Here is a 26,009-nt window from a genome sequence, read left to right as displayed (position 1 = left end):
GCTGGGCCAGACTGGCGTCCATGACAGCTGACGCATTGACGGACGTCGCCGGGCTGAGCGTGGGGCACGCCACCCGTACCGGCGACGGGTGGCTCACCGGCACGACGGTCGTCCTCGCCCCCGTGGGCGGCGCGGTCGCGGCCGTGGACGTGCGCGGCGGCGGCCCCGGCACCAAGGAGACCGACGCGCTCGACCCGCGCAACGTGGTGCGGAAGGTCGACGCCGTCGTGCTGACCGGAGGCAGCGCGTACGGACTCGACGCGGCCTCCGGGGTGATGGCCTGGCTGGAGGAGCGGGAGCGGGGCGTGCGGGTGGGGACGGATCCGGCGCATGTCGTGCCGGTGGTACCCGCCGCGTGCGTCTTCGACCTGGGGCGCGGCGGGGACTTCCGGGCCCGTCCGGACGCGGGGACGGGACGCGCGGCGGTGGAGGCCGCGGCGGCCGGTGTGCCGGGGGCCCGGGTGGCGCAGGGGTGCGTCGGCGCGGGCACGGGCGCCGTCGCCGGGCGGCTCAAGGGCGGGGTGGGCACCGCGAGCACGGTGCTCGACTCGGGGATCACGGTGGCGGCACTGGTGGTGGCGAACGCCGCGGGGTCGGTGCTGGATCCGGAAACGGGGGTGCTGTACGGGGAGTTGTTCCAGGGACGGGTGGAGTATCCGGAGGAGCGGGTGCACGAGGCCGCGTGCCGGCGCCTGGACGAGGCCGCCGCCGGGAACGGGCCGGCGCCGCTCAACACGACGCTGGCGGTGGTCGCGACGGACGCCGACCTCTCCAAGGCGCAGGCACAGAAGCTGGCGGGCACGGCGCACGACGGGATCGCGCGGGCCGTGCGGCCGGTGCACCTCCTGCACGACGGGGACACGGTGTTCGCGCTGGCGACCGGCACGCACGCGCTGGACACGCACCCCTTGGCGCTCAACGACATCCTCGCCGCCGGCGCGGACCTGGTGACACGCGCCATCGTCCGGGCCGTACGCGCCGCCGAGTCGGTCGACGGGCCGGGCGGAATGTGGCCGTCGTACGGGGAGTTGTACGGGCAGAGGTAACGGTACGGCCCCGGGGTCGGGGTGGATTGTCGCGGTTCTGTCACGCGATGGCGTTCATGGGAGGGGGAGGGAACCTTCCCCGGCGTCGGTGCCCTCTTCCTCCACGCACTGGAACGGATCACGCACATCACACGAACTGGGAGCAGCCCGTGACAACGCCGGACATTGCAGCGCGGCGCGCACTGGGGGCCTGTGCCGCCCTGATGGTCGGCGCCCTCACCCTGACCGCCTGCGGCGGCAGCGCCAAGGCCGACAACGACGACGGCAAGGGGGGCAAGGGCTCCCCGAAGACGTCGACGGCGAAGATCGCGATCTCGGCCAAGGACGGTTCGACGGGGGCGTCCATCAACGCGACCGGGGTGAAGGTCAGCGACGGCAAGCTGACCGATGTGAAGATGACCGTGGCGGGGTCGGGGCAGACCGTGCCGGGGGCGATATCGGGGGACGGCCACAACTGGAAGCCGAAGGAGCGGCTGGAGCGCGGGACCAAGTACCAGATATCCGCGACCGCGAAGGACGCCGAGGGGCGCACCGCGGCGGCCAACTCCATCTTCACCACCGTCACCTCGGCGAACAGCTTCATCGGCACCTACACGCCGGACAACGGCACGACGGTCGGGGTGGGCATGCCGGTGTCGTTCACCTTCGACAAGTCGATCACCGACAAGAAGGCCGTGCAGTCGCACATCACGGTCAACACCACCAGCGGCCAGCAGGTGGTCGGGCACTGGTTCGGTGACCGGCGGCTCGACTTCCGGCCGCAGGAGTACTGGAAGGCCGGCTCCAAGGTCACGATGGACATCGACCTGGACGGGGTCCAGGGCGCGCAGGGCGTCTACGGGGTGCAGAAGAAGACGGTCTACTTCACGGTCGGCCGGTCGCAGGTCTCCACGGTCGACGTCAACACACAGACCATGACGGTCGTGCGGGACGGGCAGACCGTCAAGACGGTGCCGATCTCGGCGGGCAGCCCGCAGCACACCACGTACAACGGGCAGATGGTGATCTCCGAGAAGTTCGTGCAGACCCGTATGAACGGCTCGACGGTCGGCTTCGGCGGGGAGTACGACATACCGGACGTGCCGCACGCGATGCGGCTGACGTCGTCGGGGACGTTCATCCACGGCAGCTACTGGTACAACAAGGCCAATCCGCCGTTCGGGCGGGAGGGCACCAGCCACGGCTGCGTCGGCCTCGCGGACGTGCAGGGGGCGCAGGGCGCCACGTCGGCCAAGTGGTTCTTCGACAACTCGCTCGTCGGCGACGTGGTGATCGTGAAGAACTCCCCCGACACGACGGTCGCCCCGGACAACGGCCTCAACGGCTGGAACATGTCGTGGAGCGCCTGGACCGCGGGAAGTGCCGCCTGAGCGGCAGGTTTTGACAGGACATCGGGCCGCGCGGGAACTTTTCGCGCGGCCCGCGCGTTTCCCCGGCGTACGTTTTCTCGGTTCCCGGACATGATGTCCTACCGAGGGGCTACGGTATGCACCCACAAGGTGACATGCAGCAACGCCGGGAGAAGCCTTGAGCGTTCCGTACGAGACCGCAGCGTACGAACCAGCCGAGTCGCCCGAGTCTCCTGAGGAGCATCTCGCGCGGCTCCTCGGCCGTGCCCTGAACTCCTTCGAGCTGCCCGACGAGGTGTTGAGGCGACTCGACTGCGCGCTGGCGCACGACAGTTCGCTGCACTCCGCGTACCACAGCGCGGGGCTGCACCGGGAGACGTACCGGCACACCTGGCTGCTCGCCGACGGCTCGGCGGTGACGCTGTGGGAGCTGGTGCACAACCCCACGCCGGGCAGCGCGCCGGAGCACGAGGTGTACGTCGACGAGGAGGAGGTGCAGACCGCCACGGCACGGCTCGGTCTGCCCCCGGAGACGCGGGACTTCGAGCTGCCCGCGCTGATGCGCCTGTGGGCGATTCCCGAGCCCCGGCACATGTACGCCTCCGACGACTCGGCGGACCACGCGCGCCGGCTGCTGCGCCGCGCGGAGAACCCGGACCGGCCCGACGCGCGGACGGCGGCACTGCTGGCGACGGCGACCGCGCACGAGATCACCCAGGCGTTCGGCCGGCCGGGGCGGGCCGGACGGGCCGGGCTGAGCTACGCGCTGTACGAGCACGCCTTCCTGCTGCCGGACGGCACCGAGATCTCCCTGTGGGAGGTCGAGCACACAGCGACGCCCGACGGACGGCACATGTGCGAGGTCTACCTGTCGGAGGACGCGGCCCGGGACGCGATGGAGCGGCGCGCGGCGCGGCAGGGCTGAGGTCAGCCGTTGGCGAGGTGCCGTACCAGGCCCGCGAACGCGTCCTGTTCGGCGGGCGTCAGCTCGACGGACTCCCGGGAGGGTCCGACCCGCGTCTGGCTCGGCAGGGCCGGGAGCGGCGCGGTGGAGCGCCGGACGACGGTCCGGCGGCCGGCGCGGCGCAGCAGACGCATCAGAACGACGGCCCAGACGACGGCCGCCACGGCGAGGACGGCCACGCCGATCAGCTGGAAGGTCGGGGCGTGCTCAGGCATGCCTCCCAGTACACACCACGGTCCGGGACTTTGGTCCCGGACCGTGACGTATCTCGCAGGTGCCGTGAACAACTCACAGCGAACCAAAGGGACAAGAGGCAGGAGCAGCGGGGCGCGGCGCCGTGGCCGGCGGTGCGGCGGTCAGGCCGCTATCGGCTGCTTGGTCCCCTTCGGCGCGGTGGCCGCCGGTGCGGCGGGATCGGTGGCCGTGGCCCCGGGGACCGGCTTGCGCAGCCCCTTGAGAAGGACCACCAGGGCCGTGGTGACACAGACGCCGGCCGCGATGGCCACCAGGTACAGGAACGGGTTGCCGATCAGCGGGACCACGAAGATGCCGCCGTGCGGGGCGCGCAGGGTGGCGCCGAAGGCCATCGACAGGGCGCCGGTGAGCGCACCGCCCACCATCGAGGACGGGATGACCCGCAGCGGGTCGGCCGCCGCGAACGGGATCGCGCCCTCGGAGATGAAGGACGCGCCCAGCACCCAGGCGGCCTTGCCGTTCTCCCGCTCGGTCTGCGTGAACAGCCTGCCGCGCACGGTGGTGGCCAGGGCCATCGCCAGCGGCGGGACCATGCCGGCCGCCATCACCGCGGCCATGATCTTCATGGCGGAGTCGCTGGGGTCGGAGACGGCGATGCCGGCGGTGGCGAAGGTGTAGGCGACCTTGTTGACCGGGCCGCCGAGGTCGAAGCACATCATCAGGCCGAGCAGGGCGCCCAGCAGGACGGCGTTGGTGCCGGTGAGGCCGTTCAGCCAGTCGGTCAGGCCCTTCTGCGCGGAGGCGATGGGCTTGCCGATCACGACGAACATCAGGAACCCGACGATCGCCGAGGAGATCAGCGGGATCACCACCACGGGCATGATGCCGCGCAACGCCGCCGGGATGTTCACCTTCTGGATCGCCATCACCACGCCACCGGCGATCAGACCGGCCGCCAGACCGCCCAGGAAGCCGGCGTTGATGGTGAGGGAGATCGCGCCGCCGACGAAGCCGGGGACCAGGCCGGGCCGGTCGGCCATGCCGTAGGCGATGTAGCCGGCCAGGACCGGGACCAGGAAGCCGAAGGCCACGCCGCCGATCTGGAACAGCAGGGCACCCCAGCTGTCGGCCTGGGTCCACACGAAGTGGTCCATCACCGACGGCGCCTTGTTGATCTTGTAGCCGCCGATCGCGAAGCCCAGGGCGATGAGGAGACCGCCCGCGGCGACGAACGGGACCATGTAGCTGACGCCGGACATCAGCCACTTGCGGAGCTTGGTGCCGTAGCCCTCGGTGGAGTCGCCCGCGCGGTCGACCGGCGTACCGGCCGAAGCGTGCGCCGGGGCGCTCGCCTCGCCGCGCGCCGCCTTCTCACGGACCTCCGCGAGGAGTGCGGCGGGGCGGTTGATGCCCGCCTTCACACCGACGTCCACGGTCGGCTTGCCCGCGAAGCGGTCCTTGTCGCGCACCGGGACGTCGTGCGCGAAGATCACGCCGTCCGCCGCCGCGATCACCGCCGGGTCCAGCCGGGCGAAGCCGGCCGAGCCCTGCGTCTCGACGACCACCTCGACGCCCGCCTCGCGACCGGCGTTCTCCAGGGACTCGGCCGCCATGTAGGTGTGGGCGATGCCGGTCGGGCAGGAGGTGACGGCGACGACACGGAAGGGACGCTCGCCGGAGTCTCGGGGCTCCGCGGCGGGCGGTGCGGTGTCCGCCGCGGGCGCGTCCTGCGGGCTTGCGCCCCCGGTGCTCGCGTCCGCGTCCGGCGTGTGCGCCGTCCTGCCCGCTGCGGCGCCGGTGGAGGCCGCCACCGGGGCCGCAGCGGTGTCTTCGGAGGCGTCCTCGGCGCTCTTCGCCGACGGTGCCTCGTCTCCCCGGATCAGCGCCGCCGCCGTCTCCGCATCGCCCACCGCCCGCAGCGCGGAGGTGAACTCGTCGTTCATCAGCTGGCGGGCGAGGGAGGAGAGGATCGTGAGGTGGGCGTCGTCGGCGCCGGCGGGTGCCGCGATCAGGAAGATCAGGTCGGCCGGGCCGTCCGCTGCGCCGAAGTCGATGCCGGCCGCGCTGCGGCCGAAGGCGAGGGTCGGTTCGGTGACATGGGCGCTGCGACAGTGCGGGATGCCGATACCGCCGTCCAGGCCGGTCGGCATCTGGGCCTCCCGGGCGGCCACGTCGGCGAGGAAGCCCTCCAGGTCGGTCACCCGGCCCTGGCTCACCATGCGCTCTGCGAGGGCACGGGCCGCCGCTTCCTTGGTGTCGGCGGACAGGTCGAGATCGACCAGGTCCGCGGTGATCATGTCGCTCATCGCGGGCTCCTCTGCACGCGTGCCGCCCGGGGGGAGGAGTGGGCGGAGGTGGGGACGGGGGTCTTGTGGGGGGCGGTGGGGCGGACGGGGGCCGACGGGACACCGCGACGGGGGAAGCGGGGCGGGGCCGCCGTATCGGGGGCGGGGGGCAGGTGGGGAGCGGTGGAGCGGTACGGGGCCGGCGGGAGACCCCTACCGAAGGCAACAGACGCGCCTGTAACGGGCGGAACCGTGAGGGACTTACGCGTAACGGATGAACCGCGCACGGTCGGCCCCTGCGCCGGAGCGCTCACGCCGCCCACCACCGGAGCGGCCGAGGCACGCGCCCACGTTCCACGGGCGGCCGGAGCGAGTGTCACGCCGTCCGGAGCGGTCGTACACGGCGTGGCGGTCATGACGCCGGCTCCCTCAGTTCGCGGTCCACGGGGATGTCGGTGGTCACGGTCACCGCCGCCGGGTCCAGGTCGGCCGGGGTCGGCATCACGCTGCCGGGGAGCTGGACGGCGGCGGCGCCGTGGGCGACGGCGGAGGCCAGGGCGTCGGGACCGGTGCCGCCGGCGATGAGGAAGCCGGCCAGGGAGGCGTCACCGGCGCCGACGTTGCTGCGGACCGCGGACACGCGCGCGCTACCGAACCACGCACCGTCGTCCGACACCAGCAGCTGGCCGTCGGCGCCCAGGCTCGCCAGCACGGCGCGGGCACCCATCCCGCGCACCTCCTCCGCCGCCTTGAGCGCGTCGCCCACGGTCGTCAGGGGGCGCGCGACGGCTTCCGCCAGCTCCTCGGCGTTCGGCTTGACCACGTCGGGCCGCGCGCGCAGCGCCTCCAGGAGCGCGCGCCCCGAGGTGTCCAGCGCGATCCGGGCGCCCCCGGCGTGCGCCCGCGTGACGACATCGGCGTACCAGGAGGGCACGAGCCCCCGGGGCAGGCTGCCGCAGCAAGCGATCCAGTCGGCGTCGCGGGACTGGGACCGGACGGTGTCCAGGAGGAGTTCCTGCTCGGGCCCCGACAGCTCCGGACCCGGCGCGTTGATCTTCGTGAGGACTCCGTCGGCCTCCGCGAGCGCGATGTTGGAGCGGGTGGCTCCGACGACCGGGACCGGCGCGACCTCGATGCCCTGCGCGTGGAGCAGTTCGGCGACGAGCGCCCCCGGCGCACCACCCAGGGGCAGCACCGCGACCGTGCGCCGGCCGGCGGCGGCGACCGCGCGCGAGACGTTCACGCCCTTGCCACCGGGGTCCATGCGCTCGGTCTCGGCGCGGATGACCTCGCCGCGCCTGAGGGCCTGGACCTCGTAGGTGCGGTCGAGGGACGGGTTCGGGGTGACGGTGAGGATCATGCGCGCACTACTTCCGTGCCGCCGCGCTCGATGGCGGCGGTGTCTTCGGGGCTCAGCCCGCTGTCGGTGATCAGCAGGTCCACGTCGCTCAGGTCGCCGAAGCGGGCGAAGTGCTCCTGGCCGTGCTTGGAGGAGTCGGCCAGCAGCACCACGCGCCGGGCGGCGGCGACGGCGGCCCGCTTGACCGCGGCCTCGGCGAGGTCGGGGGTGGTCAGGCCGTGCTCGGCGGAGAAGCCGTTGGCGGCGACGAACAGCACGTCGGCGCGGATCTCGCCGTAGGCGCGGAGCGCCCACGCGTCCACGGCGGCGCGCGTACGGTGCCGTACGCGCCCTCCGATCAGATGGAGCTGGATGCCCGGGTGGTCGGCGAGGCGGGCGGCGATCGGCAGGGAGTGCGTGACGACGGTGAGCCGGGCCTCCAGCGGGATGGCGGCGGCGACGCGGGCCACCGTCGTACCGGCGTCGAGGATCATCGTGCCCTCGGCCGGCAGTTCGGACAGGGCGGCCTTGGCGATGCGGTCCTTCTCGTCGGCGGCGGTGGTCTCGCGCTCGGCGAGGTCCGGCTCGAAGTCGAGGCGGCCGGCCGGGATGGCACCGCCGTGCACCCGGCGGAGCAGACCGGCCCGGTCGAGGGCCTTCAGATCGCGCCGGATCGTCTCCGCGGTGACCTGGAACTCCTCGGCCAGCGACAGCACGTCCACCCGGCCGCCGTCACGGGCGAGCCGGAGGATCTCCTGCTGCCGTTCCGGTGCGTACATGTCCGTTCGCCTCCGCCTCGATGTCCGACCGATGTCCGACCATTTCCGGGTCATGCCCGAACGTGTGGTTTCAGCGGCAGGCTACGCTCGGATTTCCGGAAAGTAAACAGATCCGGGCCTGGTGTGGGCATGAACGGACTTCCGGGCGATTCCGGGTGGGCGTCCGGCGAACCTCCGGCGCGGTCCGGGCAGCGCGGAGGCCCGGTACCGAACCGGTACCGGGCCCCTCGTCCTGCCTGGTCAGTGCGCCAGCGCGGGTTCCTTCTCCGCGGCCGGCGCCTCCTCGGCTCCGCCCTCCACATGCTGGGCCGGTCGCTTCGGCAGGGCGGACATCAGCAGGAAGATCGCGGCCATGATCCCGGCGACCCACCACAGCGCGTGCTGGAAGGCGTGCACGAAGGCCGGGCCGACCTGGGCCCGGGTCAGCCGGTCCCCGATCTGCCCGAAGAAGACCACCGACACCAGCCCCAGCCCCAGCGCGTTGCCCATCTGCTGCACGGTGTTGATCAGCCCGGACGCGGAACCGGCGTGCTCGCGCGGCACCTCCGAAAGCACCGCGTCGGTCAGCGGGGCGACGATCAGCCCCATGCCGGCACCCATCACGACCAGCGGCAGGGCCATCTGCCAGGAGGCGATGGCGAGACCGTAGTGGCGGGCTTCCCACAGGTACAGCAGCACGCCCGCGCCCATCACCAGCGCGCCCGCCTGGAGCACCTTCCGCCCGAACCGCGGGACCAGCTGCTGCACCGACAGCCCGGCCGCCGTGGACACGGCGATCGAGAACGGCACCCCGGTCAGCCCGGCCCGCAGCGGGCTCCAGCCCAGGCCGATCTGCATGTACAGCGTCCAGACCAGGAAGAAGATGCCGAGCGCGACCCCGAAGACGGTCTGTACGGCGATGCCCGCGGCGAAACTCTTCACCCGGAAGAGGGAGAGTTCGATGAGCGGGGAACCGTCCCTGGCGGCCTTCCGTTTCTCGTACGACACCAGCGCCGCGAAGACGGCGAGCGCGCCGGCCATGCACATGTACCCCCACAGCGGCCAGCCCAGCTCCCGCCCGCGGGTGAGCGGATAGAGCAGCATCAGCAGGCCCAGCGTGACCAGGGCGACGCCGACGAGATCCAGCTTCAGCGCCCTGGGGGCCTTGGACTCGGAGATGAAACGACGGCCCAGCAGCCAGGCCAGGACGCCGACAGGGAGGTTGATGAGGAAGATGGGCCGCCATTCGAGGCCGAACAGGTTCCACTCCGTCAGCAGTGCGCCGAGCAGCGGGCCGGAGACCGCGCCGAGGCCGACGATCGCGCCGAACAGACCGAAGACCTTGCCGCGTTCATGGGCCGGGAAGGTGGCGTGCACGATCGACAGCACCTGCGGCACCATCAGCGCCGCCATGCCGCCCTGGAGGATGCGGGAGGCGACCAGCATCTCCGGGTTCACGGCGAAGCCGCACAGGGCCGAGGCGAGCGTGAAGCCGCCGACACCGATGAGGAACAGCCGCTTGCGGCCGTGGATGTCGCCGAGCCGCCCGCCGGTGATCAGGCCCGCCGCGAAGGCCAGGGCGTAGCCGGCGGTTATCCACTGGATCTGGCTGACCGAAGCGCCCGCGCTGCGCTGGATGGACGGGATGGCGATGTTGACGATCGTCACGTCCACCAGGTCCATGAAGGCCGCGGTCATGACGATGGCCAGGGCGAGCCAGCGGGAGCGGTCGGCGGTCGGTGCGCGCAGTTCTCCGCGCCTCTGTGCGGTGGTGCTGTCGTTCGGGGTCATGGAGCGACCTTAGGGCCGCATTAGGTCGGATCGTGTCCTATTTTTCCGGCATGCTCGCTGTATGACGACCGACACTCCGGCCCGGCTGTTCCAGCTCCTCTCGCTCCTCCAGACGCCCCGTGAGTGGCCCGGCGGTGAGCTGGCCGAGCGGCTCGGGGTGTCGCGGCGGACCGTGCGGCGGGACGTCGACCGGCTGCGGGAGCTGGGTTATCCGGTGCGGGCGACGAAGGGCGCGGACGGCGGGTACCGGTTGGTGGCGGGCAAGGCGATGCCTCCGCTGGTGCTGGACGACGAGGAGGCGGTCGCCATCGCGGTGGGGTTGCGGGCCGGCGCCGGGCACGCCGTGGAGGGGGTGGACGAGGCGTCCGTACGGGCCCTGGCGAAGCTGGAGCAGGTGCTGCCCTCCCGGCTGCGCCACCGGGTGTCCACGCTCCAGTCCGCGACCACGCCGCTGACCAGCGGGGACGGGCCGAGCATCGCCCCGGAGACGCTGACCGTGATGGCGTCGACGGTGGCCGGGCGGGAGCGGCTGCGGTTCGCCTACCGCGACAAGGACGGCAGCGCGTCCCGGCGGCTGACCGAGCCGCACCGGCTGGTGTCGACGAGCCGACGCTGGTACCTGGTCGCGTACGACCTCGACCGGGCGGACTGGCGCACCTTCCGGGTCGACCGGGTGAGCGAGCCGTTCGCGACCGGAGTCCGGTTCGCGCCCCGGGAGTTGCCGACGGGGAGCGCCGCCGAGTTCCTGCGGCAGTCGATCCAGCGGCGGCAGGAGACGTACGCGTTCGAGGTGCGGTTCGCCGCACCGGCGGACCGGGTGTCCGGACGCCTGCCGCGGTGGCTCGGGGTGCCCGAGGACGACGGTTCGGGCGGCTGTGTCCTGCGGGGCACCACCGGCGACCCCCTGGAGTGGCTGGCGGTGCGGCTGGTGATGGCCGGCTACGAGTTCGCGGTGCGCGAGCCCGAGGAACTGGTGGAGTCCGTGCGGGAGTTGGGGGGCCGGTTGAGCCGAGCGGCGGGGGCCGACGCCCACGCCGACACCGACACCGACACCGACACCGACACCGACACCGACGGGAGGGTGTAGGACCGCCTCACCGTGACCGGGGCGCCTCACCCTCGCGGGCGCCTCACGTTCGCGGGCGCCTCACGTTCGCGGGCGCCTCACCCTCGCGGGGGCCTCACGTTCGCGGGCGCCTCACCGCCACCCGGACCGCTCACCGTGGGCCGGGGCGCCTGCCTCCCCTTCCCCTGGGGCACCTCACCTCTGTCCAGGCCGCCTCACCACCCCCCGCCCCGGCCCTCGCTCTCGCCCCACTCGAAGGACCGGAGGGCGCGCAGGTTCTGAAGGGCCAGGGACGCCGGGCCGTCCGGGCCGGTGGGTGGGGTCGTCGTGGCGGCCCAGGACTCCACGGCCACGCGCACGGCGGCACCGGCCACGGCCGCGGCGAAGCGGAGGTGCGGGGTGAGCGGGGCCGGACTCCCCGCCGCTTCGGCTCGCCTCATCAGGATCTCCCCCAGCGCCCCCTCCGACGTCTGGCACACCTCCGCCCACACCTTGCGCAGGGCCGGGCTGGTGTCGGCGAGGCGGACCAGGGTGCGGAGCCACTCCCAGGACGCGACCGAGACGCCGAGGCCGGGGGTGAGGGTGTGCCGGACGGCGTGCTCCAGGGCCTCGGGGAGGGTCAGATGGGCCGGGGCCGTACGGACCGCCTCGGTCCAGCGCTGGGCGCCGGCCGCGTAGAGGGGGGACACCGCCTCTTCCTTGGTGGCGAAATAACGGTAGAAGGTGCGCGGTGCGATACCCGCGGCCTGGGCGATGTCCTCGGCGCGGGTGGCCCGCAGGCCGTGCTGGACGAAGAGGGCTGCCGCCGCCCGGGCGATCTCTATCCGTGTCTCGGCCTTCCTGCGTTCGGTGAGGGACACCGGTGCGGAGGCGGAAAACGGCTGGTGGGCGGCGCTGGGGGTGGTGCTCATCCCGGCAGGCTATGCCCGTGTGGCAGAATCTGCCATCCGGTGGTCCACCCCGGGGTTCAGGTACGGGGTGGGCCGCCTTTCCAGCAGGTCAGGGCCGGACACGGCCCCACTGACCCTCGGGCCCCGGCCCCCGTGGCCCCCTCACGAGAAGAAGCCGGACTCCGGCGCCCGGGGGGGGATGGGCGCCGAAGTCCGGCTCGGGAAGGTCCCGGCGCCGGGGGGGGATTGCGACGGGACGTGGTTCACGTGGGCCGGCCGGGTGGGACCGGCCGGGGCTGTGCGGTGGAGTGGGGAGTGCGGTTCCCGGGGCCCGCTGCCGGGCCCGGAAGGGTTGTTCCCTCGGGCCCAGCGGTTGAAGCGATAGGACCACGCCATGTTTGCGCCGTCTTTCGCCACCGGGTGTGCGCCCCGTGCACCCCCTGCGTTACGCCGCCGCGTCGAAACCGGTCTGGCGGGCCAGCTTCTTCAGCTCCAGCAGCGCGTGCTTCTCGATCTGCCGGATCCGCTCACGGGTGAGCCCGTGCTCCTTGCCGACCTCGGTCAGGGTGCGCTCGCGGCCGTCCTCGATGCCGTACCGCATCTTGATGATGGAGGCCGTGCGCTGGTCCAGGCGGCCGATCAGGTCGTCCAGCTCCTCGCTGCGCAGCAGGGTCATGACGGACTGCTCGGGAGAGACCGCCGAGGTGTCCTCCAGCAGGTCGCCGAACTGGGTCTCGCCCTCGTCGTCCACCGGCATGTTCAGCGAGACCGGGTCGCGGGACCAGTCGAGGACGTCCGTGACGCGCTCCGGCGTCGAGCCCAGCTCCGCGGCGATCTCGGCCGGCTCCGGCTCGCGGCCGTGCTCGCGGTTGAACTCGCGCTGCACGCGGCGGATGCGGCCCAGTTCCTCCACCAGGTGGACGGGGAGCCGGATCGTGCGGGACTGGTCGGCGATCGAGCGGGTGATGGCCTGCCGGATCCACCAGGTGGCGTACGTCGAGAACTTGAAGCCCTTGCGGTAGTCGAACTTCTCGACGGCGCGCACCAGGCCGGCGTTGCCCTCCTGGACCAGGTCGAGCAGCGGCAGACCGCTGCGCGGGTAGCGCCGGGCGACCGCGACGACCAGGCGGAGGTTGGAGCGGATGAAGACGTCCTTGGCCCGCTCTCCGGCGGCGACCAGGGCCTCCAGCTCCTCGCGGGTGGCGTCCGTCTTGGACTCCTCCTCACCGTCGAGGACCTGCCGCGCGAACACACCCGCCTCGATGGTCTGGGACAGCTCGACCTCCTTGGCGGCGTCGAGCAGCGGCGTACGCGCGATCTCGTCGAGGTACATGCCGACCAGGTCGCGGTCTGCGATCTCGCCGCCATGAGCGCGAACACTGCTTGCCGAGTCGGCCGTCTCGCCGGTGGCGGACTGACGACGGGCGACGGCACGGGTTGCCATGCGTGCTCCCTTGCGATGGTGGGCTGGCGGGTGGTCCTGGCGAACGCTCGGCACTGACGGGGGAGTCTCTGGGACTCGCTCACTCGCTCTCGCTCCGAGACCCTCTCCGAGTGCCCTGCATCCGTGGGAAACAACGACTGGAATCCGGACAGAATTCCCAACCCGCCCCCCGACTTTTCTGATCATGCAGTACCCTGTCCGCCACGCTGGGAGGCAAGATGCGGTCGGAGCCCACTGAGACGCAGGTCAGACCAGGAATCGAGGCGGACCTCGACACCCTCACGGCGATCTACAACCACTATGTGCGTGGGACGGCCATCACATTCGATACCGCGGTCTTCACTCCGGAAGAGCGCCGCCCTTGGCTGCTCTCCCACCCGGAAGACGGCCCGCACCGGCTGATGGTTGCCACGGACGCGGAGTCACAGGAGATTCTGGGGTACGCCACATCCAGCCCTTACCGGCCGAAGCCGGCGTACGCGACGTCCGTGGAGACCTCGGTGTACGTCGCCCCCGACTCCGGCCGGCGCGGGATCGGCACGCTGCTCTACGGCGCCCTGTTCGACGCCCTGGCCGGGGAGGACGTGCACCGCGCCTACGCGGGCATCGCCCAGCCGAACGAGGCCTCCACCCGGCTCCACGAGCGCTTCGGCTTCGCGCACGTCGGCACGTACCGCGAGGTGGGGCGCAAGTTCGGCCGCTACTGGGACGTGGCCTGGTACGAGAAGCCCCTCTAGCTCGGCCGGACCGCCGCGGCCCGGCCGGACCCTCGCCGCTCAGCCGGGACGCCCCGCAGCCCCGCCGAACCGCGCGGCTCGGCCGGACCGCCGCGGCCCGGCCCTCACCTCAGCCGAACTGCACCGACCGCTTCGCCATTCCCATCCAGAAGCCGTCGATGACGGACTTCTGCGCGTCCAGCTCGCCGCCCGCCTCCGCCGCGCCCATGGTCACGAAGAGCGGGGCGAAGTGCTCGGTGCGCGGATGGGCGTAGCGGCCGGCCGGGGCCTTGTTCAGGAAGTCGAGAAGCGCGTCCCAGTCGCGGGTCTCCAGGGCTCGCCGCCCCCAGTCGTCGAACTCGGACGACCAACTCGGCACGCCCGGGCCGGCGTACCGCAGGGCGGCCAGGTTGTGGGTGAAGAAGCCGGAGCCGACGATCAGCACGCCCTCGTCGCGCAGGGGGGCGAGCTTGCGGCCGATGTCCATCAGGCGCACCGGGTCGAGGGTGGGCAGGGAGATCTGAAGGACGGGGATGTCGGCGTCCGGGAACATCTCGACGAGGGGGACGTACGCGCCGTGGTCGAGGCCGCGGTCGGGGATGTCCTGGACGGGGATGCCGGGGGCGCGCAGCAGCTTGCGGACGGACTCCGCGAGCGCGGGGGCGCCGGGGGCGGCGTACCGCACCTGGTAGTAGTGCTCGGGGAAGCCCCAGAAGTCGTAGACGAGCGGAACGGTCTCGACCGCGCCGAGGGCGAGAGGGGCCTCCTCCCAGTGCGCGGACACCATGAGGATCGCCTTGGGCCGGGGCAGGTCGGCGGACCAGGCGGCGAGCTGGCCGGGCCAGACGGGGTCGTCGGCGAGCGGCGGGGCGCCGTGGCTGAGGTACAGCGCGGGCATGCGCTCCTGGGCGGTGGCGGACATCGCGGCGGCTCCCGGTGATCCAGATGCTTTAACTCTCAAGCTCTCACGGAAACTCTACGCGTGACTTGTTCAAGTTTCAAGAAGCTGACTCGTACAGTGGGGGATATGAACACGGCACCGGACCCCGCCGCCGCGCGGCACCGCTGGCTCACCGACGAGGAACAGAGCATCTGGCGCGCCTACCTGCACGCCACCACCCTGCTGGAGGACCACCTCGACCGGCAGCTCCAGCGCGACGCGGGCATGCCGCACATCTACTACGGCCTCCTCGTCAGCCTCGCCGAGGCGCCGCGCCGCCGGCTCCGGATGACCGAGCTGGCCATGAAGGCCAAGATCACCCGCTCCCGGCTCTCGCACGCCATCGCCCGGCTGGAGAAGAACGGCTGGGTACACCGTGAGGACTGCCCTTCCGACAAGCGCGGCCAGTTCGCCGTCCTCACCGACGCGGGGCGCGAAGTGCTGCGGCGCACCGCGCCCGGCCATGTCACCGCCGTGCGGCAGGCGCTGTTCGACCGGCTGAGCCCGGAACAGCAGAAGGCCCTCGGCGAGATCATGGAGATCGTCGCCGAGGGCCTCCAGCCCAACGAAGCGGGTGCGGACCTGCCCTGGCTCCGCTAGTCAGCCAGTCGACCCAGGGCGGGTCGGTCCGTACGGCCGGTCAGTGGGCCACCACCGGGACCGGCACCTCGTCCTCGACGCCCGCGCCGGAGGCCACCGGGGTGGAACCGGGACGGCCGGCGTTGACGAAGGTGAAGGCGATCAGGGCGGCGGCGGCCAGGATGCCGACGGCGAACCAGATCGCGGAGCTGTAGCCGTGCACCTGGCCCTGGAGCATCACCAGCTGCTGCTGCGGCTTGGAGGCGGCACCGGCGATGTGGTCCTTGATGTACGAGGTGGTCGCCGAGGCCGCGATGGTGTTCAGCAGGGCGGTGCCGATCGCGCCGCCCACCTGCTGCGAGGTGTTGACCATCGCGGAGGCGACACCGGCGTCCCGGGGCTCGACGCCCTGGGTGGCCAGGGACATGGCCGGCATGAACGCCGTACCCATGCCGAGGCCGAGCAGCACCATCGCGGGCAGCAGCAGGGCGGCGTAGGAGGAGTCGATCTCCAGCTGGGTCAGCAGCAGCATGCCGATCGCGGCGACCAGGAAGCCGGGGCCCATCAGCAGGCGGGCCGGGACGCGGGTCATCAGCCGGGTGCCGATCTGGGTGGAGCCGGTGATCATGCCGGCCACCATCGGCAGGAAGGCGAAGCCGGTCTTGACCGGCGAGTAGCCCTTCACGACCTGGAGGTAGTAGGTCAGGAAGAGGAACAGGCCGAACATGCCGATGATCGCGAGACCGAGGGACAGGTAGATGCCGCCGCGGTTGCGGTCGGTCACCACGCGCAGCGGCAGCAGCGGGGCCTTGACCTTGGACTCCACGATCACGAACGCGACCAGCAGCACCACGGAGGCGACGAACATCGACACGGTCACCGCGTCGCCCCAGCCGGCGGACTCGGCGCGGGTGAAGCCGTAGACGAGCGCGACCAGGCCGAGGGTGGACAGCAGGACGCCCGGGATGTCGAGCGGGTTGCGGTTGCGCCCGCCCTCCGGCTCACGGATGACGAAGTAGGCGCCGGCCGCGGCGACCACGGCGAACGGGACGTTCACGAAGAAGGTCCAGCGCCAGTCCAGGTACTCGGTGAGGAAACCGCCGAGGATCAGGCCGACGGCACCGCCACCGCCCGCGATGGCGCCGTAGATGCCGAACGCCTTGGCGCGCTCCTTGGCGTCGGTGAACATCACCGCGAGCAGGGACAGCGCGGCCGGGGCGAGCAGCGCGCCGAAGACGCCCTGGAGGGCGCGGGCGCCGAACATCATCGCACCGGTGGTGGCGGCACCGCCGAGCGCGGAGGCGGCGGCGAAACCGGCGAGGCCGAGCACGAAGGCGCGCTTGCGGCCCCACAGGTCGGCGATCCGGCCGCCGAAGAGCAGCAGGCCACCGAAGGCGAGGGCGTAGGCCGTGACGACCCACTGCCGGTTGCCGTCGGATATGCCGAGGTCGGTCTGGGCGGAGGGAAGGGCGATGTTCACGATGGTGGCGTCGAGGACGACCATCAGCTGGGCGAGCGCGATGAACACGAGCGCCTTCCAGCGGTTGGCATCACCGCTCGGAGCGGCGGCGCCGGGAGCCTTGAGGGCTGCTTCGGACATGGAGATACCCACTTCGGGACTTCGTGACGGAGAAGTTCGGGACTTCGTGAAGGAGAAGGTCGGGACTTCGTGAAGGAGACGGTGACGAAAGGCGTGACGGAAAAATGACGAGAAAACGGAGTACGGCGGAAAGATGAAGAGGCCGTGCTACGGACGGTGGACCGGTCGTGCCGCGGAAGGTGGACCGGGTACGGGAGCTGAACTGATCGGTCGGTCGTCGGTCAGCAGTCGCGCAGCTCCCTGATGTCGACGGGCCGGCCCGGCAGAGCGGAGCGGGCGGGCGCCCGCAGACCGTCGAGGAACAGTTGCAGATGACGGTGGACGAAGCGGTCGCCGCGCATGCAGTCCGTGCCGGCCGGGGGCCGGCTCAGCTGGGCCACGACGATCATCAGATCGCCGACCCCGACGTCCGGCCGGAGCTGCCCGGCCACCTTGGCCCGGCCCATGACCTCCTCGACCAGTTGCTCCACGCGCTCGCGGGATGCCTCCAGGTCGGGGTGGTGCTGGTCGAAGGTGCTGGACACCATGGGGCACAGCGCACTGATCCGCTCGTCGGCGGCGGTGTGCACGAACCGCTCCAGGGCGGCGAAGGCGTCCCCGGTCTCCGCGAGGGCCAGCTCGGCCGCCTCGGCCGTACGGTCCATGACGGAGCAGACGACCTCACGGACGAGGGCGTCACGGTCGGGGAAGTTGCGGTACACCGTGGCGTTGCCGACGCCGGCCCGGCGGGCGATCTCGTCCAGCGGCACGTCCGGACCGTGCTCGACGAACATCTCCCGGGCGGCGGTGACGATCCGCTCCCGGTTGCGCAGGGCATCGGCGCGCGGCCGGGGCGCCTTGCGCACGGAGGGGGCGGTCGTGGCGGTCACGGTGAACTCCTTGGGTCGGTCGGGGTGCCGCACGGTGGTGTGCCGTGGTGCACGGTGGCGCATCCGGTGACTCGGCGATTCGGCGACGGCGACCAGACGACTCGTCGATGCGCCGATTCGGCGACGAGCACTCGACGGTGAGCGTTCGCGCGCCGGGCGGGATCCGGGGAACCGGTCCCCGTTTCGGTCGGACACAGGGCTAAACGGGGAAACCATCCCCGGTTATTTCCCGCCAACCGAAAGAAGCGATGTGACCTGAGACACAATCACCGTCCCCTGGGATTCACCCCGCTGCGGCCCCGCTTTCCCACGATCGGTCTCCTCCAGCGCGCGCCCGCCGTCCCGCCGACACAGGGTGAGCGCAAGGGTGCAGCCGGAGACCGGTGGCTGCCGTGGCGCGAAAGGTCCCCGCATGCAGCCGCAGCCCCGCCGCCGCCGCATACGCTCGCGCCGGGTTGCCGCCCTGTCGATGGTGACCGCACTGACCCTCGCGGTCAGCACCTCGGCCGGGACCGGGAACCTCACGGCGCCCACCTCCGCCGCCGGGCCCGACAGCCTGGCCCGCAACTCCGCGCTCGTACCCTGCATGATCCACGGCGGTCTGGACGTGCAGATGACCGAGGGCCTGCCCACCCCGTCCGGCTACTCGCGCGCCACCGGCACCGTGCACGCCCTGACCCTGATGGTGGACTTCCCCGACGCACCCGGACCGGGCAGCGCGATGGACCGCTTCCACGAGTTCTTCCCGCAGACCCAGGAGTGGTTCCGCACCGCGTCGTACGGCCGTCTCGACTACCGCCCCGAGACCCCCGTCACCACCTGGCTGCGCATGCCGAAGACCTTCCAGGCGTACGGCATAGAGCGCGGCGCGCCCTTCGACCCCGGCTACCGGAACCTGGTCCAGGACATCGTGGCCGCCGCCGACCCGACGGTGGACTTCCGCGACTACGACCTGCTGAACGTGCTCATCACCCCGAACGCCGGCCCCTCCGCCCTGGACACCGTGCTGTCCGTGACCTTCGCCGGGAACGACGACGCCCCGGTCGCCGACGGCGTCCGCATCTCCAACGCCTCCTTCGTCTACTCCCGCCAGGACGACGGCTCCGGCTCCTACTCCCGCACCGGCTACCGGGTGCTGCCGCACGAGAACGGCCACACCTTCGGCCTGCCCGACCTGTACACCCAGGCGGGCGGGGGCGCGGTCGGGCACTGGGACATCATGAGCGAGGACTGGGGCGCCAACAACGACCTGCTCGGCTGGCACAAGTGGAAGCTGGGCTGGCTGGACGGCGGCCAGGTCGGCTGCGCGGCGGCGCGGGGCAGCACCGAGTTCACCCTGTCCCCGCTGTACAGGCCGGGCGGCGGAAAGCTCGTCCTGGTGCCGGTCACCGCGGGCAGCACCTACGCGCTGGAGGTCCGGGCGCAGGGCGGCAACGACGAGGCGGTGTGCCGCCCGGGACTGCTCATCTACAAGGTCGACGGCAGCGTCGACACCGGCCGCGGCCCGGTCACCGTCTACGACAGCCACCGCCAGAGCGGCGGCTGCACCCGCAGCCCCAACGTGCACGCCGAACTCTCCGACGCGCCCTTCGCCCCCGGCGAGACCTTCAAGGACCCCCGCCACGGCATCACCGTCCAGGTCCTGAGCACGGACGAGGAGCGCAACTACCGGATACGGATCACGAGGGGGGCGGGGGCGGGGGTGGGGGCGTGAGGGTGGTGCCCTGAGGGTTGGGGGGCTGGAGGTCGGGGCATGTGGACCCACCGGCCCGGGAGCTCACCGGGTCAGCAGCGTGCCCGGGGCCGGCACGCGGCCCGCTCAGGTCCGGCCGGCAGGGGTTTACCGTAGGCGTGCCCCGATGCCCCGATGGGATGCCGTACCGGAGAGACGATGCCCGCCATGACCGCAGTGGATGCCGATGCCCGCGCCGGGGCCGGGACGCCGGGGGAGGCGGTCGGGCCGTTGGTGCGCGGAGTCGCGGTGCTACGGCGGCTCACCGAGGCGGGCGGCACGCTCAGCCCGAGCGCGCTGGAGCGGGCCACCGGCCTCGCCCGCTCCACGGTGGACCGGATCACCGGCACCCTCGGCCGCATGGGCTACGTCCGCCTCGACGGCCGGGACGTCGTCCTCACCCCCCGCGTGATGGAGCTGGGCAACGCCTACCTGGCCGCCCTGCGCCTGCCCGCGCTGCTCGACGCGCGCGCCGACGCCCTCGCCGACGAGCTGGACGAGTCGGTGTCGCTGGCGGTGGCCGACCGCGACGGCATCCGCTTCATCCACCAGGCCACCCGCCGCCGCGCGCTGTCCGTCAGCTTCCGCATCGGCGACCTGCTGCCGGCCGAACGCACCGCGCCGGGCGCGCTGTTCGCGACCGAGTGGACGGAACCGGACTGGACCCACTGGCGGGAACGCCGGGCCGAGGACGTACAGGACGCGTCCTTCCCAGCGGTACCACCCAGAGCACAACCCACCGACGACTACTCCTCCACAGCCTCGTCTCCCGGCTCACCCCCCGACTCCTCCACGGACTCCTTCACGGAACGGGTGGAGCGGGCGCGCCGGGACGGCTGGGCCGTGGACGACCAGCTGATCGAGCCGGGCCTGGTCGCGGTGTCCGTACCGGTACGGGATCCCGGCACCGGCCGCGTGGCCTGCGTGGCGAGCGTGGTCAGCCACACCAGCCGGCACTCCGCGGCGGACCTGCGCGTCAGCCTGCTGCCCCGGCTGCGTACGGCGGTGAAGGCGATGGAGACGGACCTGCGCACCGCACCCGCACCTGTGCCAGGTCCGGCACCGGCCGGCCTGGCGACCTGGACCACGGCGTCCAAGCACGAACTCGGCCGGGACTTCGTGGAGTCGCTGGCCCGGGGTCTGACGGTGCTGACGGCGTTCGGCGAGGGCCGCTCGGCGCTGCCCCTGACGGAGGTGGCCCGCGCGACCGGCCTGTCCCGGGCCACCGCACGCCGGGCGCTGCTCACCCACGAGCACCTGGGCCTGGTGGCGGCACTCCCCGACCGCACCTTCACCCTCACCCCGCGCGTCCTGGACCTCGGCTTCCCGCCCCTGTCCCGGACGACACTCCCCCGCCTTGCCGAACCGCACCTGCGGGCCCTGGCGGACGCGGTACGGGAACCGACGGCACTGGCGGTGCTGACGAGCGACGGCGAGGAGATCCAGTACACGGCCGGGGCGGGCACCAGCCGGGTCCTGACCGTACGGATCACCGTGGGCACACGGCTGCCGGCCACGGCGACCTCCCTGGGCCGTGTCCTCCTGGCGGACACCGCCGCTCCCCCGTCCCCGACGCTCACCGAGGTCCGCTCCCAGGGCTACGCCCTGGTCGACGAGGAACTGGAATCGGGCCTGCGGTCCATCGCCGTACCGGTACGGGACCGCACGGGCCGGACGGTGGCCGCCCTGAACGTCTCCACCCACGCGGCACGCCGCACCCTGCGGGACTGTGTCCACGATCTCCTCCCCGCCCTCCACGCGACGGCGGACCACATCCAGCGGGACCTGCACACCGCATCCCGCTTCACCCACGTCCCCCCGTCCTGATCCGGTACCCTGTGGACCAAGCGCCCACCAGGACGCCCACCCACGCCTTCGTAGCTCAGGGGATAGAGCACCGCTCTCCTAAAGCGGGTGTCGCAGGTTCGAATCCTGCCGGGGGCACAGAGAAACACCTGGTCAGAGGCCCTTCCGTCCGACGGACGGGAGGGCCTTCGCGCTCGCAGCACACATATGGCACACACGGGCTGCGGGCAGAGGTGGGGAGCTGTGCGATATGCCCGCGAAGGACGAGCTGGCCCGGCGCCGGTACGAGAAGCTGGTGGAGCGGCTTGAGTCGCTGATGCAGGGCGCTTTGAAGCCGGAGTACCAGGGCTACTACGGGCATCTGGTCCTCGGCACGGACGATCTTGCGGAGATGGGCGAGCTCAAAGACGTCCGACGTGCTGCCAGGGAGGCGGGACGACGTCTCGGCTGGAAGGCGACCACTCACCTCGTCGGCGGAAGGCTCTTCGTCCTCGACGAGCGCGAGGTACCCGAGGAGATCGAGCGGCTGGCTGGGAATGCGGCCGCTGCTGCGATTGACCGGGCCTGGGAGGAAGGCCGCCGGCCGCGACTGACCTGACCCGAGAAAGACGCAAGGGGCACCCCACCGCATCAGCACGGCTGGGTGCCCCTTCGCCGCCATGAGCGGTGTGTACCTCCGACCTCACGTCACTGCCGGGTCCGAAGGCTGCCACAGGAAGACGCCTGTCGATCACCGCCACGCCCCCGTGTGCGCAGGACAGCAAAAACGGACTGTGACCTTGTCATTCTCCTCGGCCGACGGGTCCGAGCAGTGGGCCGGGAGGTGCGGAGACCGGGGCTGAACCAGGCCAACACAGTGGATGATCGGATAAATGAACACCCCAAAAATTGCCCTGCATTCGGCGGCTCAATGCCCGGAAATCGCGACTCTCGCACGTTCTCTGCGGCACCTGTGAGATTCCTCCGTAATATGCACGACCAGATCAAGGCTCCCCGGGCGTTTGATTAGGGCCCGGCATGCCACGGCCCCCCACAGAAAATGGCCTCCTGATGAAGCTGAAGATCCCTGAAATGGCTCGTCGGCGTACCGTGCCCGGCTTGCTGGCCTCGGCCGTCGCCGCCACGGTCGCCGCCGCGATGGTCGTCCTGTCACCCGCCCAGGCAGTCGCCATCGCCACGCCGGTACCGCTGGCCACGGCGGCGAGTTTCTCCGTTCTGGCGGGCGCGGGAGTCACCAACACGGGCCCCACGGTGATCAGTCACGACCTCGGGACGCACCCGAACCCGTCCATCACCGGTTTCCCGCCCGGCGAGGTGCTCGGCGCTGTGCACGCCGCCGACGCCGTGGCGCTTCAGGCCAAGTCCGACCTGGTCACGGCGTACAACAACGCGGCTGGCCAGGCCACGGACTTCGCACTCGCGGCGGGCATCGGCAACGGCACCACGCTGCTTCCGGGCGTCTACACCGCTTCCTCGGGTGTCGGCCTCACCGGCGATCTGATCCTGGACGCCGGAGGAAACCCGAACTCCGTGTGGGTGTTCCAGATTCCGGAGGCCCTGACGACGGCCTCCTCCAGCCGCGTACTCCTGACGAACGGCGCTTCGCCGTGCAACGTGTACTGGCAGATCGGAAGTTCGGCCACCCTCGGGACGAACTCCACCTTCGTGGGCACCATCATGGCTCTGACGGACATCCACGTGACCACGGGGACCAACATCGAGGGCCGGGCGCTGGCTCGCAACGGCGCCGTGACGCTCGACACCAACCGGATCTTCCTCAACTCCTGCTCGACCGGAACGACCAGTGGCACGACGACTGGTACCACCAGCGGAACGACGACCGGCACCACGACCGGCACCACCACCGGATCGACGACCGGCACCACCACCGGCACCACCACCGGATCGACGACCGGCACCACCACCGGATCGACGACCGGCACCACCACCGGTCTGATCGGTGGAGGCTTGGTCAGCGGCGGCCTGGTCAGCGGTGGTCTCCTGGGCGGGCCGAGCGTCAACATGACGGCCGGCGCGACCACCGGGAACACGTCGGGCAACACCGCGGGCAACAACGTCACCACGGGCAACACTTCGGGCAACACCGCCGGAAACACCGCGGGTCAGAACGGCGGCGGCCAACCCGGTGAACACCACGGCAAGCCGGGTGAGCACGGCGGAGCGGACCACGGTGTCGGGCATGACCACCACGGCAAGCCGGGCGAGGAACATCAGGGCGCGCCGGGCAAGCCGGACCACGGCCATGGTGATCGGCCGGACGACAACAACGGTCATGGCTACGGCGACTACGGCGACTTCGGCAATTACGGCTACGGCGACGCACCGAAGTCCGACGGTCAGGAAGGCCACGAAAGCTAGTCGGCAGGTTGCGAGCCCGTACACCGGATGACGGCGTGCGGCGGGATCTCTCGATTCCGCCGCACGCCGCCGATGCCGGTCCGCGGAAATCCTCGGGCGCCAGGCAGCGAACACAGAGAAAGCAAGGTGGGCGGTGTCGAGCGGAACTGATTCAGCACACGTAAGGGAATACCGACGGACCGATGCCGGCCCGCTGCCGGGGGAACGGCGAAAGGACGCCGAACCGCCCCGCGAGCGGTCCCGTGGTGCCAGGGTCTTGAGAGCGGGGCTGCACACCGCCGTCCTCATGTGCGTGGTGACGACCCTGGTTCATCTCGGTGCCGTCTTTCTCCATGTGGCGCCCCCCAATCCCGTCTCACAGCGGTACAGCCGGCAGGTCGATGCGTGGGTGTACCCCCTTTTCGAACAGAACTGGCGGCTTTTCGCACCCAATCCCGACTCCGTCAATCACAGGGTGTGGGCGAGGACCGCGCACACCGGGCACGACGGCTCGACGCGGGTCAGCCCCTGGATCGACCTGACCACCCTGGATCGTGCCGCCGTCGAACACGACCCGTTTCCCAGCCACACAGCTCAGAACCTCCTGCGCCGTGCCTGGACCTCCTACGTCGACACACACGGCGCTGACGACACGGCACGCTCGCCGCGGGCCGCGATGATGCAGAAGTACCTGAGCAACATCGCCGCGGCCCGCGTCGCCGGTCACCGCGGAGGCACGTTCGAGTTCATCCAGCTCCGGGTCGTCACAGCACCCGTCGCCGCGCCCGGCACAGCGGCCGGGCGGCGGCCGCCCACGCCGGTGGAGAACCGGCTCCTGCCCTGGTGGAAGGTGACCCCCCATGGGAAATGAGCAGGTCCGCGAACTCCCGGCCACCACGACCGTACCTGGCGGGTCCGTGGGCGGGGCATCGGTCCCCGCCACCGTCCACCGTCTGCTCCTCGCACGGACCGAGGGCGTCTGGGACCTTCTCACCGGCCGACCGGTGTCCCTGTACGCCACGTCGGTTCTGCGGATCGGGTACGGGCTGCTCTACCTGGTCTTCCTCCTGCGGGAGTTCCCCCACCGGTACGAAATCTGGGGTCCCGGCTCCCCGTGGACACCCGCACTGGCGGCACAGCTCTTCGACCAGACAGGCTGGTGGAGCTTCCTGCTCCTGTCGGACAGCCGTGCCTACTTCGAGCTCTGCTATGTGCTGGCCCTCTTGACGTCCGCGCTCTTCATGCTGGGCTGGCGGACCCGGGCCACGTCCGTGCTGTTCGCCGCCGTGGTGGTCTCCTTCCACGCCAGGGCGATCTTCATGACGGACGGGGGCGACAATCTCCTGCTCCTGATGGCCCTCTACCTCGTGCTCACCGCGTGCGGTCGGCGCTGGTCCCTGGACGCACGCCGAAAGCGGATCAAGGCGGCGCGCACGGACGGTGCGCGGACGCGGAGCGTTGTCGCGGAGGACCTGCGTGCGGCCCGCCGGACGCTGGTCACCGTGGTGCACAACTGCGGCGTCCTCGTGATCGCGGCGCAGGTCTGCTTCCTGTACGGATCGGCCGGTCTGTACAAGGTTCAGGGCTCGTTCTGGGACGACGGCACCGCCCTGCACTATGTGCTGAACCTGGAGCTCTTCCAGCCGTGGCCCGAGCTGTCCCACGCCATGGACCGGTATCCGCTCGCGATGGCGGTCGTCGGTTATCTGACCGTTCTCACCCAGGTCGCCTTTCCGTTCGTGCTCTTCGGCCGGCTCAAGTACCCCGTCCTGGCCGTGCTGCTGGGCATGCACGTCGCCATCGCCGTGGTTCTCGGACTGCCGCTCTTCTCGGGCACGATGATCGTCGCTGACGCAGTGTTCCTCCCCGACCGCTTCTACACATTCCTGCCTCACCTCCTTCGGCGCAGTGCCAGCCGAGGCAACGTGCCGGCGCCGGGGCAGGGAACAGGGCTCGGGTCCGTCCCCCAGCAGGGCGGCCACCCGGACGGCCGGGAGGAGTACAGGCCGGTGTCACGCCCGGCGAGCGGTCACGCCGGTCCGCCACCGTCCGGCCCGACGGTGGCGCAGTAGAAGCCGCGCGGACCCGTGATCAGGAAGGGACCGCCCAACTGGTGAACGCTCCTCGCACAACAGCGACTCCCCGCGCACCGGGGGCGCAGGACCGGAACCCGGAACACAGTCCCGGAAACTCCGGCACGCGCTGAGACAGTGCGGGAGATACCCCGCCGGTACTCCACATCCGTGCGGCCGCCGCTCCGCGCCGCAGCGAAACGCGGAGTA

22 protein-coding genes and 1 tRNA gene are annotated in these 26,009 nt (G+C 71.5%); 13 read left to right on the top strand and 10 right to left on the bottom strand.

Going from position 1 to position 26,009, the window contains the following annotated elements:
- The first annotated feature begins 20 nt into the window (after window positions 1–20).
- The 3 genes from IE294_RS11895 to IE294_RS11885 all read left to right on the top strand — a co-directional run bounded on the left by IE294_RS11895 (window position 21) and on the right by IE294_RS11885 (window position 3,320).
- Window positions 21–1,046 (top strand): P1 family peptidase, encoded by a 1,026-nt coding sequence (locus IE294_RS11895; RefSeq protein WP_189885085.1) that lies wholly within the window; start codon window positions 21–23, stop codon window positions 1,044–1,046.
- A 149-nt stretch (window positions 1,047–1,195) separates the two neighbouring features.
- Entirely contained in the window at window positions 1,196–2,416 is a 1,221-nt protein-coding gene (locus IE294_RS11890; RefSeq protein WP_189885083.1) for a L,D-transpeptidase, read from the top strand.
- 157 nt (window positions 2,417–2,573) lie between these two features.
- Window positions 2,574–3,320, top strand: coding sequence for a DUF6227 family protein (locus IE294_RS11885; protein WP_189885081.1), 747 nt, complete (start codon window positions 2,574–2,576; stop codon window positions 3,318–3,320).
- Window positions 3,321–3,322: 2 nt separating this feature from the next.
- Here IE294_RS11885 and IE294_RS11880 read toward each other — a convergent pair whose 3' ends face one another.
- The 5 genes from IE294_RS11880 to IE294_RS11860 form a co-directional block, all read right to left on the bottom strand.
- Window positions 3,323–3,574 (bottom strand): hypothetical protein, encoded by a 252-nt coding sequence (locus tag IE294_RS11880; protein WP_189885079.1) that lies wholly within the window; start codon window positions 3,572–3,574, stop codon window positions 3,323–3,325.
- 141 nt (window positions 3,575–3,715) lie between these two features.
- Window positions 3,716–5,860 carry a PTS fructose transporter subunit IIABC gene (locus IE294_RS11875; protein ID WP_189885077.1) on the bottom strand — a complete coding sequence of 715 codons (2,145 nt, stop codon included), beginning with the start codon at window positions 5,858–5,860 and terminating at the stop codon, window positions 3,716–3,718.
- 391 nt (window positions 5,861–6,251) lie between these two features.
- Window positions 6,252–7,199: a 1-phosphofructokinase gene (pfkB, locus tag IE294_RS11870; RefSeq protein WP_189885075.1), complete on the bottom strand. Its 948-nt coding sequence runs from the start codon at window positions 7,197–7,199 to the stop codon at window positions 6,252–6,254.
- Entirely contained in the window at window positions 7,196–7,957 is a 762-nt protein-coding gene (locus IE294_RS11865; RefSeq protein WP_014673267.1) for a DeoR/GlpR family DNA-binding transcription regulator, read from the bottom strand. Before IE294_RS11865 ends, pfkB begins: the two co-directional genes overlap by 4 nt.
- Before the next feature lie 240 nt (window positions 7,958–8,197).
- Window positions 8,198–9,727, bottom strand: coding sequence for an MFS transporter (locus IE294_RS11860; RefSeq protein WP_189885073.1), 1,530 nt, complete (start codon window positions 9,725–9,727; stop codon window positions 8,198–8,200).
- A 61-nt stretch (window positions 9,728–9,788) separates the two neighbouring features.
- Between IE294_RS11860 and IE294_RS11855 the strand changes: the two genes are divergently transcribed.
- Window positions 9,789–10,814 carry a helix-turn-helix transcriptional regulator gene (locus IE294_RS11855; protein WP_189885071.1) on the top strand — a complete coding sequence of 342 codons (1,026 nt, stop codon included), beginning with the start codon at window positions 9,789–9,791 and terminating at the stop codon, window positions 10,812–10,814.
- A gap of 194 nt (window positions 10,815–11,008) precedes the next feature.
- Here the strand turns inward: IE294_RS11855 and IE294_RS11850 are convergent, their stop codons facing one another.
- Together IE294_RS11850 and IE294_RS11845 are read right to left on the bottom strand one after the other, a co-directional pair.
- The gene (locus tag IE294_RS11850; RefSeq protein ID WP_189885240.1) at window positions 11,009–11,617 is read right to left on the bottom strand and encodes a TetR/AcrR family transcriptional regulator; all 609 of its coding nucleotides are present in this window, start codon (window positions 11,615–11,617) and stop codon (window positions 11,009–11,011) included.
- A gap of 511 nt (window positions 11,618–12,128) precedes the next feature.
- The gene (locus IE294_RS11845) at window positions 12,129–13,127 is read right to left on the bottom strand and encodes a sigma-70 family RNA polymerase sigma factor (protein WP_189885069.1); all 999 of its coding nucleotides are present in this window, start codon (window positions 13,125–13,127) and stop codon (window positions 12,129–12,131) included.
- Between the two features lie 218 nt (window positions 13,128–13,345).
- On the opposite strand from IE294_RS11845, the gene IE294_RS11840 reads away from it, so the two are divergent.
- Window positions 13,346–13,864 (top strand): GNAT family N-acetyltransferase, encoded by a 519-nt coding sequence (locus IE294_RS11840; protein ID WP_189885067.1) that lies wholly within the window; start codon window positions 13,346–13,348, stop codon window positions 13,862–13,864.
- A gap of 109 nt (window positions 13,865–13,973) precedes the next feature.
- On the opposite strand, the gene IE294_RS11835 is transcribed toward IE294_RS11840, so the two are convergent.
- Window positions 13,974–14,765, bottom strand: a complete 792-nt coding sequence (locus IE294_RS11835) for a dioxygenase family protein (protein WP_189885065.1) — start codon at window positions 14,763–14,765, stop codon at window positions 13,974–13,976.
- Window positions 14,766–14,870: 105 nt separating this feature from the next.
- Here IE294_RS11835 and IE294_RS11830 point away from each other — a divergent pair, with 105 nt between their 5' ends.
- Window positions 14,871–15,383, top strand: coding sequence for a MarR family winged helix-turn-helix transcriptional regulator (locus IE294_RS11830; protein ID WP_189885063.1), 513 nt, complete (start codon window positions 14,871–14,873; stop codon window positions 15,381–15,383).
- A 40-nt stretch (window positions 15,384–15,423) separates the two neighbouring features.
- On the opposite strand, the gene IE294_RS11825 is transcribed toward IE294_RS11830, so the two are convergent.
- Both IE294_RS11825 and IE294_RS11820 read right to left on the bottom strand, forming a co-directional pair.
- Complete coding sequence (locus IE294_RS11825) at window positions 15,424–16,962, bottom strand: MFS transporter (RefSeq protein ID WP_189885061.1); 1,539 nt, start codon at window positions 16,960–16,962, stop codon at window positions 15,424–15,426.
- A gap of 221 nt (window positions 16,963–17,183) precedes the next feature.
- Entirely contained in the window at window positions 17,184–17,831 is a 648-nt protein-coding gene (locus tag IE294_RS11820; protein ID WP_189885059.1) for a TetR/AcrR family transcriptional regulator, read from the bottom strand.
- 412 nt (window positions 17,832–18,243) lie between these two features.
- Here IE294_RS11820 and IE294_RS11815 point away from each other — a divergent pair, with 412 nt between their 5' ends.
- The 7 genes from IE294_RS11815 to IE294_RS11785 all read left to right on the top strand — a co-directional run bounded on the left by IE294_RS11815 (window position 18,244) and on the right by IE294_RS11785 (window position 25,799).
- The gene (locus tag IE294_RS11815; RefSeq protein WP_189885058.1) at window positions 18,244–19,545 is read left to right on the top strand and encodes a M6 family metalloprotease domain-containing protein; all 1,302 of its coding nucleotides are present in this window, start codon (window positions 18,244–18,246) and stop codon (window positions 19,543–19,545) included.
- 177 nt (window positions 19,546–19,722) lie between these two features.
- Window positions 19,723–21,390, top strand: a complete 1,668-nt coding sequence (locus IE294_RS11810) for an IclR family transcriptional regulator domain-containing protein (RefSeq protein WP_189885056.1) — start codon at window positions 19,723–19,725, stop codon at window positions 21,388–21,390.
- Window positions 21,391–21,434: 44 nt separating this feature from the next.
- Window positions 21,435–21,507 (top strand) — tRNA-Arg (locus IE294_RS11805).
- Between the two features lie 112 nt (window positions 21,508–21,619).
- Window positions 21,620–21,967 carry a hypothetical protein gene (locus IE294_RS11800; protein WP_189885054.1) on the top strand — a complete coding sequence of 116 codons (348 nt, stop codon included), beginning with the start codon at window positions 21,620–21,622 and terminating at the stop codon, window positions 21,965–21,967.
- 452 nt (window positions 21,968–22,419) lie between these two features.
- On the top strand, window positions 22,420–23,748 hold the full coding sequence (locus IE294_RS11795) for an ice-binding family protein (protein WP_189885052.1): 1,329 nt from the start codon (window positions 22,420–22,422) through the stop codon (window positions 23,746–23,748).
- A gap of 286 nt (window positions 23,749–24,034) precedes the next feature.
- Entirely contained in the window at window positions 24,035–24,598 is a 564-nt protein-coding gene (locus tag IE294_RS11790) for a DUF5819 family protein (protein WP_189885238.1), read from the top strand.
- Complete coding sequence (locus tag IE294_RS11785) at window positions 24,588–25,799, top strand: HTTM domain-containing protein (RefSeq protein WP_189885050.1); 1,212 nt, start codon at window positions 24,588–24,590, stop codon at window positions 25,797–25,799. Before IE294_RS11790 ends, IE294_RS11785 begins: the two co-directional genes overlap by 11 nt.
- The last annotated feature ends 210 nt before the right edge of the window (window positions 25,800–26,009 follow it).

It is taken from the genome of Streptomyces canarius (assembly GCF_014650735.1).
Lineage (GTDB): Bacteria > Actinomycetota > Actinomycetes > Streptomycetales > Streptomycetaceae > Streptomyces > Streptomyces olivaceoviridis.
This window is presented reverse-complemented; position numbering and strand designations above follow the sequence as displayed.

Coding starts and splice junctions, on each gene's coding strand:
- IE294_RS11875 (WP_189885077.1), bottom strand. CDS start 5,860: ATGAGCGACATGATCACCGCGGACCTGGTCGATCTCGACCTGTCCGCC.
- IE294_RS11815 (WP_189885058.1), top strand. CDS start 18,244: ATGCAGCCGCAGCCCCGCCGCCGCCGCATACGCTCGCGCCGGGTTGCC.
- IE294_RS11860 (WP_189885073.1), bottom strand. CDS start 9,727: ATGACCCCGAACGACAGCACCACCGCACAGAGGCGCGGAGAACTGCGC.
- IE294_RS11865 (WP_014673267.1), bottom strand. CDS start 7,957: ATGTACGCACCGGAACGGCAGCAGGAGATCCTCCGGCTCGCCCGTGAC.
- IE294_RS11830 (WP_189885063.1), top strand. CDS start 14,871: ATGAACACGGCACCGGACCCCGCCGCCGCGCGGCACCGCTGGCTCACC.
- IE294_RS11895 (WP_189885085.1), top strand. CDS start 21: ATGACAGCTGACGCATTGACGGACGTCGCCGGGCTGAGCGTGGGGCAC.
- IE294_RS11810 (WP_189885056.1), top strand. CDS start 19,723: ATGCCCGCCATGACCGCAGTGGATGCCGATGCCCGCGCCGGGGCCGGG.
- IE294_RS11840 (WP_189885067.1), top strand. CDS start 13,346: ATGCGGTCGGAGCCCACTGAGACGCAGGTCAGACCAGGAATCGAGGCG.
- IE294_RS11880 (WP_189885079.1), bottom strand. CDS start 3,574: ATGCCTGAGCACGCCCCGACCTTCCAGCTGATCGGCGTGGCCGTCCTC.
- pfkB (WP_189885075.1), bottom strand. CDS start 7,199: ATGATCCTCACCGTCACCCCGAACCCGTCCCTCGACCGCACCTACGAG.
- IE294_RS11835 (WP_189885065.1), bottom strand. CDS start 14,765: ATGTCCGCCACCGCCCAGGAGCGCATGCCCGCGCTGTACCTCAGCCAC.
- IE294_RS11790 (WP_189885238.1), top strand. CDS start 24,035: ATGTGCGTGGTGACGACCCTGGTTCATCTCGGTGCCGTCTTTCTCCAT.
- IE294_RS11845 (WP_189885069.1), bottom strand. CDS start 13,127: ATGGCAACCCGTGCCGTCGCCCGTCGTCAGTCCGCCACCGGCGAGACG.
- IE294_RS11825 (WP_189885061.1), bottom strand. CDS start 16,962: ATGTCCGAAGCAGCCCTCAAGGCTCCCGGCGCCGCCGCTCCGAGCGGT.
- IE294_RS11795 (WP_189885052.1), top strand. CDS start 22,420: ATGAAGCTGAAGATCCCTGAAATGGCTCGTCGGCGTACCGTGCCCGGC.
- IE294_RS11855 (WP_189885071.1), top strand. CDS start 9,789: ATGACGACCGACACTCCGGCCCGGCTGTTCCAGCTCCTCTCGCTCCTC.
- IE294_RS11800 (WP_189885054.1), top strand. CDS start 21,620: ATGCCCGCGAAGGACGAGCTGGCCCGGCGCCGGTACGAGAAGCTGGTG.
- IE294_RS11785 (WP_189885050.1), top strand. CDS start 24,588: ATGGGAAATGAGCAGGTCCGCGAACTCCCGGCCACCACGACCGTACCT.